Here is a 17,759-nt window from a genome sequence, read left to right as displayed (position 1 = left end):
GGAATTTGGACTGCTCCGATCGCAAGCTGAGGGCTTCCGCCCCTAAAGGAGATAGGCATGAACCAAGAGGTCATGAATCTTTTCAATCCGCAGGTGCCTGCACAGCACTTCGACTCGATCCGTATCTCGATCGCGTCTCCGGAGAAGATTCTCTCCTGGTCCTACGGCGAGATCAAAAAGCCGGAGACCATCAACTACCGTACCTTCAAGCCTGAGCGCGACGGCCTTTTCTGCGCCCGCATCTTCGGGCCGATCAAGGACTACGAGTGCCTGTGCGGCAAGTACAAGCGCATGAAGTACAAGGGCATCATCTGCGAAAAGTGCGGCGTCGAAGTGACGCTGTCGCGCGTTCGCCGCGAGCGCATGGGCCATATCGAGCTCGCCGCTCCCGTCGCCCATATCTGGTTCCTGAAGTCGCTTCCGTCGCGCATCTCGACCCTTCTCGATATGACGCTGAAGGATGTCGAGCGCGTCCTCTATTTCGAGAACTACATCGTCACTGAGCCGGGTCTCACCTCGCTCAAGGAAAACCAGCTTCTTTCCGAAGAAGAATACATGATCGCCGTCGACGAGTTCGGCGAAGATCAGTTCACGGCGATGATCGGCGCCGAGGCCATCTATGAGATGCTGGCCTCGATGAATCTCGAAAAGATCGCCGGCGACCTGCGTTCGGAACTGGCCGACACGACGTCGGATCTGAAGCAGAAGAAGCTGATGAAGCGCCTGAAGATCGTCGAGAACTTCATGGAATCCGGCAACCGCCCGGAATGGATGATCATGAAGGTCGTGCCCGTGATCCCGCCGGACCTGCGCCCGCTGGTTCCGCTGGATGGCGGCCGCTTCGCGACCTCCGACCTGAACGATCTCTATCGCCGCGTCATCAACCGTAACAACCGTCTGAAGCGCCTGATCGAACTGCGCGCTCCGGGCATCATCATCCGCAACGAAAAGCGCATGCTGCAGGAATCTGTGGACGCGCTGTTCGACAACGGCCGCCGCGGCCGCGTCATCACCGGCGCCAACAAGCGCCCGCTGAAGTCGCTGTCCGACATGCTGAAGGGCAAGCAGGGCCGCTTCCGTCAGAACCTGCTCGGCAAGCGCGTCGACTATTCCGGTCGTTCGGTCATCGTGACCGGTCCGGAACTGAAGCTGCACCAGTGCGGCCTGCCGAAGAAGATGGCGCTCGAACTGTTCAAGCCGTTCATCTACGCCCGCCTCGACGCCAAGGGTTATTCCTCGACCGTCAAGCAGGCCAAGAAGCTGGTTGAAAAGGAAAAGCCGGAAGTCTGGGATATCCTCGACGAGGTCATCCGCGAGCATCCGGTTCTCCTGAACCGCGCACCGACGCTGCACCGCCTGGGCATCCAGGCCTTCGAACCGATCCTGGTCGAAGGCAAGGCCATCCAGCTGCATCCGCTCGTCTGCACGGCCTTCAACGCCGACTTCGACGGCGACCAGATGGCCGTTCACGTGCCGCTGTCGCTCGAAGCCCAGCTCGAAGCCCGTGTGCTGATGATGTCGACCAACAACATCCTGCATCCAGCAAACGGCGCGCCGATCATCGTTCCGTCGCAGGACATGGTTCTCGGTCTCTACTATCTGGCGATCATGAACCAGAACGAGCCGGGTGAAGGCATGGCCTTCTCCGACATGGGCGAACTGCACCATGCCCTGGAGAACAAGGTCGTCACCCTGCATGCCAAGATCCGCGGTCGCTTCAAGACCATGGATGCCGACGGCAAGCTGGTTTCGAAGATCTATGAAACGACCCCCGGCCGCATGATCATCGGCGAACTTCTGCCGAAGAACGTCAACGTGCCGTTCGAGACCTGCAACCAGGAAATGACCAAGAAGAACATCTCCAAGATGATCGACACGGTCTACCGGCACTGCGGCCAGAAGGACACGGTGATCTTCTGCGACCGGATCATGCAGCTCGGCTTCACGCATGCGTGCAAGGCCGGCATTTCGTTCGGCAAGGACGACATGATCATCCCGGAAACCAAGGCGAAGATCGTCGGTGATACCGAATCCCTGGTCAAGGAATACGAGCAGCAGTACAATGACGGCCTGATCACTCAGGGCGAAAAGTACAACAAGGTCGTCGACGCCTGGGGCAAGGCCACCGAAAAGGTTGCGGAAGACATGATGGCCCGCATTAAGGCCGTCGAGTTCGATCCGGAAACCGGTCGCCAGAAGCAGATGAACGCCATCTACATGATGTCGCACTCGGGTGCCCGTGGTTCTCCGAACCAGATGCGCCAGCTGGGCGGCATGCGTGGCCTGATGGCCAAGCCGTCGGGCGAGATCATCGAAACGCCGATCATCTCGAACTTCAAGGAAGGCCTGACCGTGAACGAGTACTTCAACTCGACCCACGGCGCCCGTAAGGGTCTTGCAGACACCGCCTTGAAGACCGCGAACTCCGGTTACCTGACCCGTCGTCTCGTCGACGTGGCGCAGGACTGCATCGTCAACCTGGTCGATTGCGGCACCGAAAGCGGTCTCACCATGACGGCGATCGTTGACGCCGGCCAGGTCGTGGCCTCCATCGGCGCTCGTGTTCTTGGTCGTACCGCACTCGACGATATCGATCACCCGGTCACGGGTGCCCGTATCGTCGATGCCGGCAAGATGATCCTCGAGCCGGATGTCATCGAGATCGAAAAGGCTGGTATCCAGTCGATCCGTATCCGTTCGGCACTGACCTGCGAAGTCCAGACGGGCGTCTGCTCGGTCTGCTACGGCCGAGATCTGGCCCGTGGTACGCCGGTCAACATGGGCGAAGCGGTCGGCGTCATCGCGGCTCAGTCGATCGGCGAGCCGGGAACCCAGCTCACCATGCGTACCTTCCACTTGGGCGGTACGGCAAACGTGGTCGACCAGTCGTTCCTGGAAGCATCGTACGAAGGCACGATCCAGATCAAGAACCGCAACATGCTGCGGAACTCCGAAGGCGTTCTCGTGGCGATGGGCCGCAACATGGCGGTCACCATTCTTGACGAGCGCGGCGTCGAGCGTTCCTCGCAGCGCGTCGCCTACGGTTCGAAGCTGTTCGTGGATGATGGCGACAAGGTTCGTCGCGGTCAGCGTCTGGCGGAGTGGGATCCCTACACACGCCCGATGATGACGGAAGTGGAAGGTACGGTTCAGTTCGAAGACGTGGTCGACTCGATCTCGGTTTCGGAATCCACCGACGAATCCACCGGCATCACCAAGCGTCAGGTCATCGACTGGCGTTCGACGCCGCGCGGTGTCGACCTGAAGCCGGCGATCGTCATCAAGGACGCTTCGGGCAGCATCATGAAGCTGGCCCGCGGTGGCGAAGCCCGCTTCAACCTCTCGGTCGACGCCATCCTGTCTGTCGAGCCGGGTCAGAAGGTCAGCCAGGGCGACGTTCTCGCCCGCGTGCCGCTGGAAAGCGCCAAGACCAAGGACATCACCGGTGGTCTGCCGCGCGTCGCCGAGCTCTTCGAAGCCCGCCGTCCGAAGGATCACGCCATCATCGCTGAGATCGATGGTACGATCCGCCTTGGCCGCGACTACAAGAACAAGCGTCGCGTCATGATCGAGCCTGCCGAAGACGGTGTCGAACCGGTCGAATACCTGATCCCGAAGGGCAAGCCCTTCCATCTTCAGGAAGGCGACTACATCGAAAAGGGCGACTATATCCTCGACGGCAATCCTGCGCCGCACGACATCCTGGCGATCAAGGGCGTGGAAGCACTCGCTTCCTACCTCGTCAACGAAATCCAGGAAGTCTACCGCCTGCAGGGCGTTGTCATCAACGACAAGCACATCGAGGTGATTGTCCGTCAGATGCTGCAGAAGGTCGAGATCACCGATGCCGGCGACAGCCAGTATATCGTCGGTGACAATGTCGACCGGATCGAACTGGACGAAGCCAACGAGCGTCTCGTCGAAGAAGGCAAGAAGCCTGCTTACGGCGAACCGGTTCTGCTCGGCATCACCAAGGCGTCGCTGCAGACCCCGTCCTTCATCTCGGCCGCGTCCTTCCAGGAAACGACCAAGGTGCTGACGGAAGCTGCAATCGCCGGCAAGACGGACACGCTGCAGGGCCTCAAGGAAAACGTCATCGTCGGTCGTCTCATCCCGGCCGGTACCGGCGGCACCATGACCCAGATCCGCCGCATCGCCACGTCGCGCGACGAGCTCATCCTGGAAGAACGCAAGAAGGGTTCGGGCGCATCGTCCGCCACCCCGATGCTTCAGGACCTCGCCGGCGAAAAGGCTCCGGCCGCCGAATAATCCGGCTGCTGCCGATTGAAATCAAAAACCGCCCGGAGCGATCCTGGCGGTTTTTTCTTTTCGCGTGGTGAGGGAGCGGACATCAAAAAAGCCGCCGGAATAGTTCGGCGGCTTCGTGCATGCTTTGGCGAAACGCGCAAGCGTCGCGATCGGCGAGGGGAGGAAGGGATAGGCTGGAACGGACACGTCCGCACTCTTGCAAGCCGCAAGCGGGGAAGAGGCGAGGGCCCACGCTTCTTCGAAGATCGAGACTACTCGAACCGGATGATCGCCACTTCGCCTTCGAGGGCGCCCTGGTAGGCCGAGGCATGCGGTTCCTCGGTGGGTTCGTCGGTCAGGACGCCGATCTGGTCGAGGTCGGCCTCGATGAAGCCTTCTTCCGAGAGGGCGTTGAGTGCCTCGCGGACGGCGGAATCGTCGTCCGGCGCGCGCAGCATGATATGCAGCTCGATGCCTTCGGCGCCCTTCGTCTCGTAGCCCTTGCCGATGATGATGAAGACCATCGGCCCGTCGAGGTTGTTGTCATTGTCGGGTGTGGCGATCATGGTCATCTCCGCAAGCGATTCCCTGGTATCGTCCGAAGACGAGGCGGAACGGAAGGTTCCCGCACTCTTTAGTGTGATCGGCGATGATTCCCAAACATTATCCGCGAGGCCATCTCATATTTCTGGAAACCCTGTCTCAAAACCCTCCATTTGGCCCCGAAACCAAGGGTTTGGGGCAATAATTTAGGATTTGGTCTTGACGGGCAGGGGGGAAAACAGTAAACGCCCCGCATCGGAAGCGATGTGAGGCTTGCCCGTTCGGAACGACTCGTCCCGGAGTACGCCTCAGACACGGTTCCATACGCACGTTGAAGACACGAATGCTGCACGCACGACGCATGAGGAATGCGTCCTCTGCTTTCTGTGGTCCATCCGAAAAGCGGATCGGGCCACGTTTTGCGCATGAGGAAATGTGTGTGCCGCCGCCGGAAACGGCATCAGATCGGCCCGAAAGGGTACTGAGAAAAACGTAAGGGATGGTTGAATGCCTACCGTAAACCAGCTGATCCGCAAGCCTCGCCAGGCGAACGTAAAGCGTAACAAGGTTCCTGCTCTGCAGGAAAACCCCCAGAAGCGCGGCGTTTGCACCCGCGTTTACACGACGACCCCGAAGAAGCCGAACTCGGCTCTGCGTAAGGTCGCCAAGATCCGCCTGACCAACGGCTTTGAAGTCATCGGCTATATCCCGGGTGAAGGCCACAACCTGCAGGAACACTCCGTCGTGATGATCCGCGGCGGCCGCGTCAAGGACTTGCCGGGCGTTCGTTACCACATCATCCGCGGCGTTCTCGACACCCAGGGCGTCAAGAACCGCAAGCAGCGCCGTTCCAAGTACGGTGCGAAGCGTCCGAAGTAATTCGGAATTCTGATTATCCGGCGCTGCGCGAGGTTCTCCGCGTGGTAAAGCGCCCGCAACAATTGAGAGACGAGAAGTATGTCCCGACGCCATAGTGCAGAGAAGCGTGAGATCAATCCGGACCCGAAGTTCGGCGATCTGGTCGTCACGAAGTTCATGAATGCGATCATGCTCCACGGCAAGAAGTCCGTAGCTGAAAACATCGTTTACGGCGCGTTCGACGTCGTGCAGGGCAAGGCCAAGGCCGACCCGCTGGGTATCTTCCATTCGGCGCTCGACAATGTCGCGCCGCATGTCGAAGTTCGTTCGCGCCGCGTTGGTGGTGCGACCTACCAGGTTCCGGTCGACGTTCGTCCCGAGCGCCGTCAGGCTCTCGCGATCCGTTGGGTGATCGCTGCTGCCCGCAAGCGTAACGAAACGACGATGGTCGATCGCCTTTCCGGTGAACTTATGGATGCTGCAAACAACCGTGGCAGCGCCGTCAAGAAGCGTGAAGACACGCACAAGATGGCCGACGCCAACCGCGCATTCTCGCATTACCGTTGGTAATCTTCACCCGATCGAATTTCGAAAGGCAGTCCTATGGCTCGCGAATATAAAATCGAAGACTACCGCAATTTCGGTATCATGGCGCATATCGACGCCGGCAAGACCACGACCACCGAGCGTATCCTTTATTACACCGGCAAGTCGCACAAGATCGGCGAAGTTCACGACGGCGCAGCCACGATGGACTGGATGGAGCAGGAGCAGGAGCGTGGCATCACGATCACCTCCGCCGCGACCACGACCTTCTGGAAGGGTCGCGACGGCAAGATGCGCCGCTTCAACATCATCGACACCCCCGGCCACGTCGACTTCACCATCGAAGTCGAACGTTCGCTGCGCGTGCTCGACGGTGCTGTCGCTCTTCTCGACGCCAATGCCGGCGTTGAGCCGCAGACGGAAACCGTCTGGCGCCAGGCCGACAAGTACAACGTTCCGCGCCTGATCTTCTGCAACAAGATGGACAAGACCGGCGCCGATTTCTATCGCTCGGTCGAGATGATCAAGACGCGCCTCGGCGCGACTGCGGTTGTCTGCCAGCTGCCGATCGGCGCTGAGACCGAGTTCAAGGGCATCGTCGACCTGATCGAGATGAACGCTCTCGTCTGGCGCGACGAGTCGCTCGGCGCCCAGTGGGACGTCGTCGAAATCCCGGAAGACCTGAAGGCTCGTGCCGAAGAATTCCGCGAAAAGATGATCGAGACGGTTGTCGACATCGACGAAGAAGCCATGGAAAACTATCTGAACGGCGTCATGCCGGACAACGATAAGATCCGTGCGCTCATCCGTCGCGGCACCATCGACGTCAAGTTCTTCCCGATGTTCTGCGGTTCCGCCTTCAAGAACAAGGGCGTTCAGCCGCTTCTCGACGCGGTTGTCGAATTCCTGCCGTCCCCGGCAGACATTCCTGCGATCAAGGGCATCGACGTCAAGACCGAAGCCGAAATCGACCGTCATGCCGATGACAACGAGCCTCTCTCGATGCTCGCTTTCAAGATCATGAACGACCCCTTCGTCGGTTCGCTCACCTTCTGCCGTATCTACTCGGGCAAGCTCGAAAAGGGTGCCGCTCTGTTGAACACGGTCAAGGAAAAGCGCGAGCGCGTCGGCCGTATGCTGCAGATGCACTCGAACTCCCGTGAAGACATCGAAGAAGCCTTCGCCGGCGACATCGTCGCTCTCGCAGGCCTCAAGGAAACCACCACGGGCGACACGCTCTGCGATCCGCTGAAGCCGGTCATCCTCGAGCGCATGGAATTCCCCGAGCCGGTCATCCAGATCGCCATCGAGCCGAAGTCCAAGGGCGACCAGGAAAAGATGGGCCTCGCGCTCAACCGCCTGGCTGCCGAAGACCCGTCCTTCCGCGTCAAGACCGACGAGGAATCCGGCCAGACGATCATCGCCGGCATGGGTGAACTTCACCTCGACATTCTCGTCGACCGCATGCGTCGCGAGTTCAAGGTCGAAGCCACCGTTGGTGCTCCGCAGGTTGCTTACCGCGAAACCATCACGCGCAAGCATGAAGAAGACTACACGCACAAGAAGCAGTCCGGTGGTACCGGCCAGTTCGCGCGCGTCAAGATCGTCTTTGAACCGAACCCGGATGGCGACGACTTCAAGTTCGAGTCCAAGATCGTCGGCGGTGCTGTTCCGAAGGAATACATCCCGGGCGTCCAGAAGGGCATCGAAAGCGTTCTGTCTTCCGGCCCGCTGGCTGGCTTCCCGATGCTGGGCGTCAAGGCGACCCTCATCGACGGCGCCTTCCACGACGTCGACTCGTCGGTTCTGGCATTCGAAATCGCCTCCCGCGCCTGCTTCCGTGAAGCAGCCAAGAAGGCCGGTGCCCAGCTCCTCGAGCCGATGATGAAGGTCGAAGTCGTCACGCCGGAAGATTACGTCGGTGACGTCATCGGCGACCTGAACTCCCGTCGCGGCCAGATCCAGGGCCAGGAATCGCGCGGCATCGCCGTCGTGATCAACGCCCACGTGCCGCTCGCGAACATGTTCAAGTACGTCGACAACCTGCGCTCCATGTCCCAGGGCCGCGCGCAGTACTCGATGACCTTCGATCACTACGCACCGGTTCCGACCAACGTCGCAAACGAAATCCAGGCTAAGTACTCCGGTCAGAAGTGACCGGGGTAACCCCGCCCAATCAATTAGAGAATAACCCCTGACGGGGATAAGAACGGAGAAGCCGGAAATGGCAAAGAGCAAGTTTGAGCGCAACAAGCCGCACGTCAACATTGGCACGATCGGTCACGTTGACCATGGCAAGACGTCGCTGACGGCCGCGATCACGAAGTACTTCGGCGAGTACAAGGCCTATGACCAGATCGACGCGGCTCCTGAAGAGAAGGCTCGCGGCATCACCATTTCGACGGCCCACGTCGAATATGAGACGCCTGCCCGCCATTATGCCCACGTCGACTGCCCCGGCCACGCCGACTACGTCAAGAACATGATCACCGGTGCGGCCCAAATGGACGGCGCGATCCTGGTCTGCTCGGCGGCCGACGGCCCGATGCCGCAGACCCGCGAGCACATCCTGCTCGCCCGTCAGGTCGGCGTTCCGGCGATCGTCGTGTTCCTCAACAAGGTCGACCAGGTCGACGACGCCGAGCTTCTCGAGCTCGTCGAACTGGAAGTGCGCGAACTTCTGTCGTCCTACGACTTCCCGGGCGACGACATTCCGATCATCAAGGGTTCGGCGCTGGCCGCCCTCGAAGATTCCGACAAGAAGATCGGCGAGGATTCGATCCGCGAGCTGATGGCTGCCGTCGACGCCTACATCCCGACGCCTGAGCGTCCCATCAACATGCCGTTCCTGATGCCGATCGAAGACGTGTTCTCGATCTCGGGTCGTGGTACGGTCGTGACCGGCCGCGTCGAGCGCGGCATCGTCAAGGTTGGCGAAGAAGTCGAGATCGTCGGCATCCGTCCGACCTCGAAGACGACGGTGACCGGCGTTGAAATGTTCCGCAAGCTGCTCGATCAGGGCCAGGCCGGCGACAACATCGGTGCACTGGTTCGCGGCGTGAACCGTGACGGCGTCGAGCGTGGCCAGATTCTCTGCAAGCCGGGTTCGGTCAAGCCGCACAAGAAGTTCATGGCCGAAGCCTACATCCTGACGAAGGAAGAAGGCGGCCGTCATACGCCGTTCTTCACCAACTACCGTCCGCAGTTCTACTTCCGCACGACGGACGTGACGGGCATCGTGTCGCTGCCGGAAGGCACGGAAATGGTCATGCCGGGCGACAACGTCACGGTTGCCGTCGAGTTGATCGTTCCGATCGCGATGGAAGAAAAGCTGCGTTTCGCGATCCGCGAAGGCGGCCGCACCGTCGGCGCCGGCATCGTCGCCTCGATCATCGAGTAAGTTTTAACGCAAGCGGCCCTGGCCGCTTGCGTATGACACAAAAATGTAGCAAATGGCGCGCGAGCGTGATTTGCCGTCTGCTTCGGGTTCGAGGCGGGCAAGGAACAAACAAGGTGGGCCAGAGGCCCGAAGACTGGAAAGGGACGCCGTATTTCGGTGTCCCCTTCGATCTTTGAAACCGGTGGTCCGCCTTAAGGTAAGAGAACAACCCGTGCCCTATTGGGTTGGCACGTGGATAAACAGACAACAAGGATAACGTCGAATGAACGGCCAAAATATCCGCATTCGCCTGAAGGCGTTCGATCACCGCATTCTCGACGCGTCGACGCGCGAGATCGTGTCGACGGCGAAGCGCACCGGCGCAAGCGTCCGGGGCCCCGTTCCGCTTCCGACCCGCATCGAGAAGTTTACGGTAAACCGGTCCCCCCACATCGACAAGAAGAGCCGCGAGCAGTTCGAGATGCGCACGCACAAGCGCCTTCTCGATATCGTTGACCCGACACCGCAGACGGTGGACGCGCTGATGAAGCTCGACCTCGCCGCTGGTGTCGATGTTGAGATCAAGCTCTGAGACTTTTGTCTCGGGCTGAGTGAGAAGGATTGAACCGATGCGTTCAGGTGTAATTGCACAGAAGGTGGGAATGACGCGCGTCTACAACGACGCAGGCGAGCATGTCCCTGTAACCGTATTGCGGTTGGAAAACTGCCAGGTCGTGGCTCAGCGCACCGTAGACAAGAACGGCTACACTGCCGTTCAGCTGGGTGCCGGCACCGCCAAGGTGAAGAACACGACCAAGGCGCTGCGCGGCCATTTCGCCGTTGCCGAAGTCGAGCCGAAGGCGAAGCTCGTCGAGTTTCGCGTTTCCGAAGACAACCTGATCGACGTCGGCACCGAGCTGACGGCAGGTCACTTCACCGCGGGTCAGCTGGTGGACGTCACCGGTACCTCGATCGGTAAGGGTTTCGCCGGCGCCATGAAGCGCCATAACTTCGGTGGTCTCCGCGCCACGCACGGTGTGTCCGTTTCGCACCGTTCGCATGGTTCGACTGGTAACAACCAGGATCCGGGCAAGGTCTGGAAGGGCAAGCGCATGGCTGGTCATATGGGCCAGACGCGTATCACCACCCAGAACCTCGAAGTCGTTTCCACCGACGAGAACCGTGGCCTGATCCTCGTCAAGGGTGCCGTTCCCGGCTCCAAGGGCGCTTGGATCGTCGTTCGCGATGCCGTCAAGTCGGCCGCGAAGTAAGGGAGCCAAGCACATGGAATTTAACGTCAAGACCCTCGAGGGAAAAGACGCCGGCAAGGTAGCCCTGTCGGACGAGATTTTCGGCCTCGATCCCCGCGAAGACATTCTGGCCCGTATGGTTCGTTGGCAGCTCGCCAAGAAGCAGCAGGGCACGCACAAGACCAAGGGTCGTGCTGAAGTCTCCCGCACCGGCGCCAAGATGTACAAGCAGAAGGGTACGGGCCGCGCTCGTCACCATTCGGCTCGCGCTCCGCAGTTCCGCGGCGGCGGCAAGGCTCACGGCCCGGTCGTTCGCAGCCACGAGCATGACCTTCCGAAGAAGGTTCGTGCGCTGGCTCTCCGTCACGCCCTCTCTGCAAAGATGAAGGCTGAAGACATCATCATCGTCGACAACCTGGTTGCCGCCGAAGCAAAGACCAAGGCACTTGCCGGTTCGTTCGCTTCGCTCGGCCTAACCAACGTGTTGTTCATCGGCGGCGTTGAGCTCGACAGCAATTTCAAGCTCGCAGCCCAGAACATCCCGAACGTCGATGTTCTGCCGGTTCAGGGCATCAATGTTTACGACATCCTGCGTCGCGGCAAGCTGGTGCTTTCCAAGGCCGCGGTGGAAGCTCTAGAGGAGCGTTTCAAGTGACCGACATCCGCCACTATGATGTGATCGTATCTCCCTCGATCACCGAAAAGTCGACCATGGCATCTGAACAGAACCAGGTCGTCTTCAACGTTGCCAAGACTGCTTCCAAGCCGGAAATCAAGGCTGCCGTAGAGGCGCTGTTCGGTGTGAAGGTCACGGCCGTCAACACGCTTGTCCGCAAGGGCAAGGTGAAGCGGTTCCGCGGCTTCATCGGCAAGCAGAAGGACGTCAAGAAGGCTGTCGTCACCCTGGCCGAAGGTCAGACGATCGACGTCTCCACCGGTCTCTGAGGTATAAGATAATGGCATTGAAAAGCTACAACCCGACGACCCCGAGCCAGCGTCAGCTGGTCATCGTCGACCGGTCTGGCCTCTGGAAGGGTAAGCCCGTCAAGAAGCTCACCGAGGGTCTCTCCAAGAGCGGCGGTCGCAACAACTACGGCCGCATCACCGCCCGCTTTATCGGCGGCGGTCACAAGCGTACCTATCGCCTGATCGACTTCAAGCGTCGCAAGTTCGACGTCGAAGGCACGGTCGAGCGTCTGGAATACGACCCGAACCGTACGGCGTTCATCGCTCTCGTCACCTATACCGACGGTGAGCAGGCCTACATCCTGGCTCCGCAGCGTCTTGCTGCCGGCGACAAGGTGATCGCGTCCGAAAAGGCCGTCGACGTAAAGCCCGGCAACACCATGCCGCTGCAGTACATCCCGGTCGGCTCGATCGTTCACAACGTCGAAATGAAGCCGGGCAAGGGTGGCCAGATGGCTCGCTCCGCCGGCACCTACGTTCAGCTCGTCGGCCGCGATGCCGGCATGGCGATCCTGCGCCTCAACTCCGGCGAACAGCGCCTCGTCCCGGGCTCCTGCCTGGCTTCGATCGGTGCGGTTTCCAACCCGGACCACGGCAACATCAATGACGGCAAGGCCGGTCGTACCGTCTGGCGCGGCAAGCGTCCGCATAACCGCGGCGTCGTCATGAACCCGGTCGACCATCCGCACGGCGGTGGTGAAGGCCGCACCTCGGGTGGCCGTCATCCGGTCAGCCCCTGGGGCAAGCCGACCAAGGGCAAGCGCACACGTTCGAACAAGTCCACGGATAAGTTCATCATGCGTTCGCGCCACCAGCGCAAGAAGTAAGAGAGGAAGTCACTAATGGCTCGTTCAGTATGGAAAGGTCCGTTTGTTGACGGCTATCTTCTCAAGAAGGCTGAGAAGGTGCGCGAAGGCGGACGGAGTGAAGTAATCAAGATGTGGACCCGTCGGTCCACCATCCTGCCGCAGTTCGTTGGCTTGACGTTCGGCGTCTACAACGGCAGCAAGCACATTCCGGTCAGCGTCAACGAAGACATGGTCGGACACAAGTTCGGTGAATTCGCTCCCACCCGTACCTATTACGGTCACGGCGCGGACAAGAAGGCGAAGAGGAAGTAATCATGGCGAAGGCTAAGACCGAACGCCGGCTGAAGGATAACGAGGCGCAGGCAGTTGCCCGCACGCTCCGCGTCAGCCCCCAGAAGCTGAACCTCGTTGCCGCCATGATCCGCGGCAAGAAGGTCGAACGCGCGCTTGCAGAACTCGAATTCTCGCGCAAGCGCATCGCTGGCACGGTGAAGAAGACCCTTGAGTCTGCAATCGCCAATGCCGAAAACAACCATGACCTCGACGTCGACGCGTTGATCGTTTCGGAAGCCTATGTCGGCAAGTCGATCGTGATGAAGCGCTTCCACGCTCGCGGCCGCGGCCGTGCATCGCGGATCGAGAAGCCTTTCTCGCATCTGACGATCGTCGTTCGCGAAGTCGAGGAAAAAGGGGAGGCTGCATAATGGGCCAGAAAATTAATCCGATCGGTTTCCGCCTCGGCATTAACCGCACCTGGGACAGCCGTTGGTTCGCCGACAACGCGGAATACGGTCAGCTCCTCCATGAGGACCTGAAGATCCGCGCCTACCTGATGTCGGAGCTGAAGCAGGCCGGCATCGCCAAGGTGGTCATCGAGCGTCCGCACAAGAAGTGCCGCGTCACGATCCACTCGGCTCGCCCGGGTCTGATCATCGGCAAGAAGGGTGCGGACATCGAGAAGCTTCGCAAGAAGATCGCGACGATGACCAATTCGGAAACGCATCTCAACATCGTTGAAGTGCGCAAGCCGGAAATCGACTCGACGCTCGTCGCCCAGTCGATCGCCCAGCAGCTCGAGCGTCGCGTGGCTTTCCGCCGTGCGATGAAGCGTGCCGTTCAGTCGGCCATGCGTCTCGGCGCCGAAGGCATCAAGATCACCTGCGCCGGCCGTCTCGGCGGTGCTGAAATCGCCCGTACCGAATGGTACCGCGAAGGTCGCGTTCCGCTTCATACGCTGCGTGCAGACATCGACTACGGTACGGCGGAAGCCGAAACCGCATTCGGCATCTGCGGCATCAAGGTCTGGATCTTCAAGGGCGAAATCCTTGAGCACGATCCGATGGCTTCTGAACGTCGCGCCATGGAAGGCGATGCCCAGGGTCCCGCAAGCCGCGAACGCGGCGATCGTGGTGACCGTGGCGATCGCCGCCGCGAAAACGCTTGATCAACGCTGGCGAAAGATAAGCTCGGAGAAGTAAGAAAATGTTGCAGCCAAAGCGTACCAAGTACCGCAAGCAGTTCAAGGGTCGCATCAAGGGTGTGGCCAAGGGCGGCTTCGACCTGGCCTTCGGTGAATTTGGTCTGAAGTCCCAGGAACCCAACCGCGTCAACGCCCGCGAGATCGAAGCGGCCCGCCGCGCGATCACCCGCGCGATGAAGCGCGCCGGCCGTGTCTGGATCCGCGTGTTCCCGGACGTTCCGGTCACCGCAAAGCCGACCGAAGTCCGCATGGGTAAGGGTAAGGGCGGCGTCGAATACTGGGCCTGCAAGGTCAAGCCCGGTCGCATGATGTTCGAGATCGACGGTGTTTCCGAGGAGCTCGCCCGCGAGGCGCTTCGTCTCGGTGCTGCCAAGCTCTCGGTCAAGACGCGCTTCGTACAGCGCATCGCAGAGTAAGGAGCAAGGCACATGAAAGCCGAAGACGTTCGCGGCCTCACGGCCGATCAGCTCAAGGACAAGCTCGCCGACCTGAAGAAGGAGCAGTTCAACCTGCGCTTCCAGAAGGCAACCGGCCAGCTCGAGAAGTCCTCGCGCATCACCGAAGTTCGCAAGGACATCGCCCGTGTGAAAACCATTGCCCGCCAGAAGGCGGCAGAAGCCAAGGCCTAAGGAAAAATAATATGCCGAAACGCATTCTGCAGGGCGTCGTAGTTTCCGACAAGAACGAGAAGACCGTTGTTGTCCGGGTCGAGCGCCGCTTCGCGCATCCGCTGCTTCAGAAGACGGTCCGCCGTTCCAAGAAGTACAAGGCGCATGACGAGAACAACCAGTACAAGGTAGGTGACGTCGTTTCCATCCAGGAATGCGCGCCGATCTCCAAGGACAAGACCTGGACGGTCGTTTCCGCCCAGGCTTAATTTGCTTCGGACCTACGTCTGGGCCTTGCGCCCGGCGTAGAATCCTGTAAGAAGCACCCCACTGGCGCAGGACGCTCGGAAACGAGCGTTCTTTTGCTTTGAGCGCAGGGAAGGTCCTTTTGAGGAAACCGCCTTGGCAAGACCCCACCCGCGCACAACGAGATTCTGTCCATAAGCCGAAACGGGGCGTTTCTAACGCCCGGTCGTTTCGGTCATTAGAAAAAGGCGACCTGACATGATTCAGATGCAAACAAACCTCGACGTGGCGGATAATTCCGGCGCACGTCGTGTCATGTGCATCAAGGTGCTGGGCGGCTCCAAGCGCAAGTACGCTTCCATCGGCGACATCATTGTCGTTTCGATCAAGGAAGCCATCCCGCGCGGCCGCGTCAAGAAGGGTGACGTGATGAAGGCGGTTGTTGTGCGTACCGCCAAGGACATCCGTCGTCCGGACGGCAGCGTCATCCGCTTCGACAACAACGCAGCGGTCCTCATCGACAACAAGAAAGAGCCGATCGGCACCCGTATCTTCGGACCGGTTCCGCGCGAACTTCGCGCCAAGAACCACATGAAGATCATCTCGCTGGCTCCGGAAGTACTGTAAGGAGCTCATGCGATGAACAAGATCAAGAAGGGCGACAGCGTCGTCGTACTCGCCGGCAAGGACAAGGGCCGTACCGGCGAAGTCCTTCAGGTTATGCCGAAGGAAGACCGCGCCGTCGTGCGTGGCATCAACATGGTGAAGCGCCACCAGCGTCAGTCTCAGACGCAGGAAGCTGGCATCATCAACAAGGAAGCGTCCATTCACCTGTCGAACATCGCGATCGTCGCGAAAGACGGCAAGCCGACCCGCGTTGGCTTCTCCGTCATCGACGGCAAGAAGGTGCGTGTAGCCAAGCGTACGGGAGATGTGATCGATGGCTGAGGCAAAATATGAGCCGCGGCTCAAGGTGGAATACAATTCCCGTATCCGCGCCGCGCTGAAGGAGCAGTTCTCCTACTCCAACGACATGATGATCCCCAGGCTGGACAAGATCGTCATCAACATGGGTGTTGGCGAAGCGACGGCTGACTCGAAGAAGCCTTCCGTGGCTGCTGCCGACCTAGCCGCCATTGCCGGCCAGAAGCCGATCATCACCAAGGCACGGAATTCCATCGCGGGCTTCAAGGTTCGCGAATTCATGCCGATCGGTGCAAAGGTCACGCTTCGCGGCGCCCGCATGTACGAATTCATGGACCGTCTGATCAACATCGCGCTTCCGCGCGTTCGCGACTTTCGTGGCTTGAACCCGAAAAGCTTTGACGGCCGTGGCAACTTCGCCATGGGCATCAAGGAGCACATTGTGTTCCCAGAGATCAACTACGACAAGGTTGATCAGATGTGGGGCATGGACATCATCGTTTGCACGACGGCTACCAAGGACGACGAAGCACGGGCTCTCTTGAAAGAGTTCAACTTCCCGTTCCGCCAGTAACCGTAACGACGAGCGTTTAGAAGGAACTCCCATATGGCGAAAACCAGCGCAGTTGAAAAGAACAAGCGCCGCCGCAAGACAGTTGCCAACCAGGCCGCCAAGCGTGCGACCCTGAAGGCGACCATCATGAACCAGGAACTTTCGATCGAAGAACGGTTCAAGGCAACCCTGAAGCTCGCTTCTCTGCCGCGCGATGGCTCGAAGACGCGTATCCGCAACCGTTGCGAAGTCACCGGTCGCCCGCGCGCTTTCTATCGCAAGCTCAGGATGTCGCGTATCGCGCTTCGTGAGCTCGGCAATCTCGGCAAGGTGCCGGGCATCGTCAAGTCGAGCTGGTAAGGAGATCGTTAGATGACCATGACTGATCCCTTGGGCGATATGCTCACCCGTATCCGCAATGGCGCAGCCCGCCGCAAGTCGACCGTTTCCACGCCTGCTTCCAAGCTGCGTGCCCGCGTCCTCGACGTTCTGCAGGCTGAAGGCTATATCCGCGGTTATTCGGAAATCGACTACGGTAACGGCAAGGCCGAGATCGAAATCGAACTCAAGTACTACGAAGGCGCGTCGGTGATCCGTGAGATCGGCCGCGTGTCCAAGCCGGGCCGCCGGGTTTATGTCTCGGTAAAGTCCATTCCGCAGGTCGCGAACGGCCTCGGCATCACCATCCTTTCGACTCCGAAGGGTGTGATGGCCGATCACCAGGCTCGCGAACAGAACGTTGGTGGTGAGGTTCTCTGCTCTGTCTTCTAAGGCAGGGTAGGGGAACTCCATAGCGAACAGACAGGATTGAAACATGTCTCGTATCGGTAAAAAACCCGTTCCGGTTCCTGCAGGGATCACGGCCACTGTTGATGGCCAGAAAGTGACTGCCAAGGGCCCGAAGGGTGAGCTTTTCTTCGTCGCAAACGACGAGATCAAGCTGGAACTCGAAAACAACGCTGTCTCGGTGACCCCGGTCAACGACAGCAAGGATGCTCGTTCGAAGTGGGGCATGTCCCGCACGATGATCGAAAACATCTTCAAGGGTGTGAAGGACGGTTTTGAGCGTAAGCTTGAAATCAACGGCGTTGGTTACCGCGCATCTCTGCAGGGCAAGAACCTGCAGCTGGCGCTCGGTTTTTCCCACGACGTGGTCTATCAGACCCCGGAAGGCATCACCATTGCCGTGCCGAAGCCGACGGAAATCGTCGTCACCGGCATCAATAAGCAGCAGGTCGGTCAGGTTGCCGCGGAGATCCGTGAATACCGCGGTCCAGAGCCTTACAAGGGCAAAGGCGTCAAGTACGCTGAGGAACGGATCGTCCGCAAGGAAGGCAAGAAGAAGTAAG

23 protein-coding genes are annotated in these 17,759 nt (G+C 59.8%); 22 read left to right on the top strand and 1 reads right to left on the bottom strand.

Annotated features, from left to right (window positions below):
• The first annotated feature begins 57 nt into the window (after nucleotides 1–57).
• Complete coding sequence (gene rpoC / locus ABCW43_RS03465; protein WP_210011566.1) at nucleotides 58–4,269, top strand: DNA-directed RNA polymerase subunit beta'; 4,212 nt, start codon at nucleotides 58–60, stop codon at nucleotides 4,267–4,269.
• A 251-nt stretch (nucleotides 4,270–4,520) separates the two neighbouring features.
• On the opposite strand, the gene ABCW43_RS03460 is transcribed toward rpoC, so the two are convergent.
• A complete protein-coding gene (locus ABCW43_RS03460) occupies nucleotides 4,521–4,814 on the bottom strand; it encodes a hypothetical protein (protein WP_046635345.1) in 294 nt (97 codons plus the stop codon).
• 484 nt (nucleotides 4,815–5,298) lie between these two features.
• Between ABCW43_RS03460 and rpsL the strand changes: the two genes are divergently transcribed.
• The 21 genes from rpsL (at nucleotide 5,299) to rplF (ending at nucleotide 17,758) form a co-directional block, all read left to right on the top strand.
• Nucleotides 5,299–5,670 carry a 30S ribosomal protein S12 gene (rpsL, locus tag ABCW43_RS03455; RefSeq protein WP_003547537.1) on the top strand — a complete coding sequence of 124 codons (372 nt, stop codon included), beginning with the start codon at nucleotides 5,299–5,301 and terminating at the stop codon, nucleotides 5,668–5,670.
• A gap of 78 nt (nucleotides 5,671–5,748) precedes the next feature.
• Entirely contained in the window at nucleotides 5,749–6,219 is a 471-nt protein-coding gene (gene rpsG, locus ABCW43_RS03450; protein ID WP_007755828.1) for a 30S ribosomal protein S7, read from the top strand.
• A 33-nt stretch (nucleotides 6,220–6,252) separates the two neighbouring features.
• The gene (gene fusA, locus ABCW43_RS03445; RefSeq protein WP_210011568.1) at nucleotides 6,253–8,352 is read left to right on the top strand and encodes an elongation factor G; all 2,100 of its coding nucleotides are present in this window, start codon (nucleotides 6,253–6,255) and stop codon (nucleotides 8,350–8,352) included.
• 67 nt (nucleotides 8,353–8,419) lie between these two features.
• A complete protein-coding gene (tuf, locus tag ABCW43_RS03440) occupies nucleotides 8,420–9,595 on the top strand; it encodes an elongation factor Tu (RefSeq protein ID WP_037088622.1) in 1,176 nt (391 codons plus the stop codon).
• 262 nt (nucleotides 9,596–9,857) lie between these two features.
• Complete coding sequence (rpsJ, locus tag ABCW43_RS03435; RefSeq protein ID WP_003547547.1) at nucleotides 9,858–10,166, top strand: 30S ribosomal protein S10; 309 nt, start codon at nucleotides 9,858–9,860, stop codon at nucleotides 10,164–10,166.
• 37 nt (nucleotides 10,167–10,203) lie between these two features.
• Complete coding sequence (gene rplC / locus ABCW43_RS03430) at nucleotides 10,204–10,845, top strand: 50S ribosomal protein L3 (RefSeq protein WP_037084734.1); 642 nt, start codon at nucleotides 10,204–10,206, stop codon at nucleotides 10,843–10,845.
• A gap of 13 nt (nucleotides 10,846–10,858) precedes the next feature.
• Nucleotides 10,859–11,479, top strand: coding sequence for a 50S ribosomal protein L4 (gene rplD / locus ABCW43_RS03425; protein ID WP_037084733.1), 621 nt, complete (start codon nucleotides 10,859–10,861; stop codon nucleotides 11,477–11,479).
• Nucleotides 11,476–11,769, top strand: coding sequence for a 50S ribosomal protein L23 (locus ABCW43_RS03420; RefSeq protein WP_037084732.1), 294 nt, complete (start codon nucleotides 11,476–11,478; stop codon nucleotides 11,767–11,769). Before rplD ends, ABCW43_RS03420 begins: the two co-directional genes overlap by 4 nt.
• Before the next feature lie 11 nt (nucleotides 11,770–11,780).
• On the top strand, nucleotides 11,781–12,617 hold the full coding sequence (gene rplB, locus ABCW43_RS03415) for a 50S ribosomal protein L2 (RefSeq protein ID WP_037084730.1): 837 nt from the start codon (nucleotides 11,781–11,783) through the stop codon (nucleotides 12,615–12,617).
• A 15-nt stretch (nucleotides 12,618–12,632) separates the two neighbouring features.
• The gene (rpsS, locus tag ABCW43_RS03410; protein ID WP_007770151.1) at nucleotides 12,633–12,911 is read left to right on the top strand and encodes a 30S ribosomal protein S19; all 279 of its coding nucleotides are present in this window, start codon (nucleotides 12,633–12,635) and stop codon (nucleotides 12,909–12,911) included.
• Nucleotides 12,912–12,913: 2 nt separating this feature from the next.
• Nucleotides 12,914–13,303 (top strand): 50S ribosomal protein L22, encoded by a 390-nt coding sequence (rplV, locus tag ABCW43_RS03405; protein ID WP_007770149.1) that lies wholly within the window; start codon nucleotides 12,914–12,916, stop codon nucleotides 13,301–13,303.
• Nucleotides 13,303–14,043, top strand: coding sequence for a 30S ribosomal protein S3 (rpsC, locus tag ABCW43_RS03400; RefSeq protein ID WP_007770147.1), 741 nt, complete (start codon nucleotides 13,303–13,305; stop codon nucleotides 14,041–14,043). Before rplV ends, rpsC begins: the two co-directional genes overlap by 1 nt.
• Nucleotides 14,044–14,081: 38 nt before the next feature.
• The gene (gene rplP / locus ABCW43_RS03395; RefSeq protein ID WP_007770145.1) at nucleotides 14,082–14,495 is read left to right on the top strand and encodes a 50S ribosomal protein L16; all 414 of its coding nucleotides are present in this window, start codon (nucleotides 14,082–14,084) and stop codon (nucleotides 14,493–14,495) included.
• A gap of 12 nt (nucleotides 14,496–14,507) precedes the next feature.
• Nucleotides 14,508–14,708, top strand: coding sequence for a 50S ribosomal protein L29 (gene rpmC / locus ABCW43_RS03390; RefSeq protein WP_007770142.1), 201 nt, complete (start codon nucleotides 14,508–14,510; stop codon nucleotides 14,706–14,708).
• Nucleotides 14,709–14,719: 11 nt separating this feature from the next.
• Entirely contained in the window at nucleotides 14,720–14,956 is a 237-nt protein-coding gene (gene rpsQ / locus ABCW43_RS03385; RefSeq protein WP_007770140.1) for a 30S ribosomal protein S17, read from the top strand.
• A 235-nt stretch (nucleotides 14,957–15,191) separates the two neighbouring features.
• Complete coding sequence (gene rplN, locus ABCW43_RS03380) at nucleotides 15,192–15,560, top strand: 50S ribosomal protein L14 (protein ID WP_007770138.1); 369 nt, start codon at nucleotides 15,192–15,194, stop codon at nucleotides 15,558–15,560.
• 12 nt (nucleotides 15,561–15,572) lie between these two features.
• Entirely contained in the window at nucleotides 15,573–15,881 is a 309-nt protein-coding gene (gene rplX, locus ABCW43_RS03375; protein WP_046635342.1) for a 50S ribosomal protein L24, read from the top strand.
• Entirely contained in the window at nucleotides 15,874–16,431 is a 558-nt protein-coding gene (gene rplE, locus ABCW43_RS03370) for a 50S ribosomal protein L5 (protein WP_345922119.1), read from the top strand. Before rplX ends, rplE begins: the two co-directional genes overlap by 8 nt.
• Nucleotides 16,432–16,464: 33 nt before the next feature.
• The gene (gene rpsN, locus ABCW43_RS03365) at nucleotides 16,465–16,770 is read left to right on the top strand and encodes a 30S ribosomal protein S14 (RefSeq protein ID WP_007770129.1); all 306 of its coding nucleotides are present in this window, start codon (nucleotides 16,465–16,467) and stop codon (nucleotides 16,768–16,770) included.
• A gap of 12 nt (nucleotides 16,771–16,782) precedes the next feature.
• Entirely contained in the window at nucleotides 16,783–17,181 is a 399-nt protein-coding gene (gene rpsH, locus ABCW43_RS03360; RefSeq protein WP_037084724.1) for a 30S ribosomal protein S8, read from the top strand.
• A 43-nt stretch (nucleotides 17,182–17,224) separates the two neighbouring features.
• Nucleotides 17,225–17,758 (top strand): 50S ribosomal protein L6, encoded by a 534-nt coding sequence (rplF, locus tag ABCW43_RS03355; RefSeq protein WP_046635340.1) that lies wholly within the window; start codon nucleotides 17,225–17,227, stop codon nucleotides 17,756–17,758.
• The last annotated feature ends 1 nt before the right edge of the window (nucleotide 17,759 follow it).

The organism is Neorhizobium tunisiense, assembly GCF_039631515.1.
Lineage (GTDB): Bacteria > Pseudomonadota > Alphaproteobacteria > Rhizobiales > Rhizobiaceae > Neorhizobium.
This window is presented reverse-complemented; position numbering and strand designations above follow the sequence as displayed.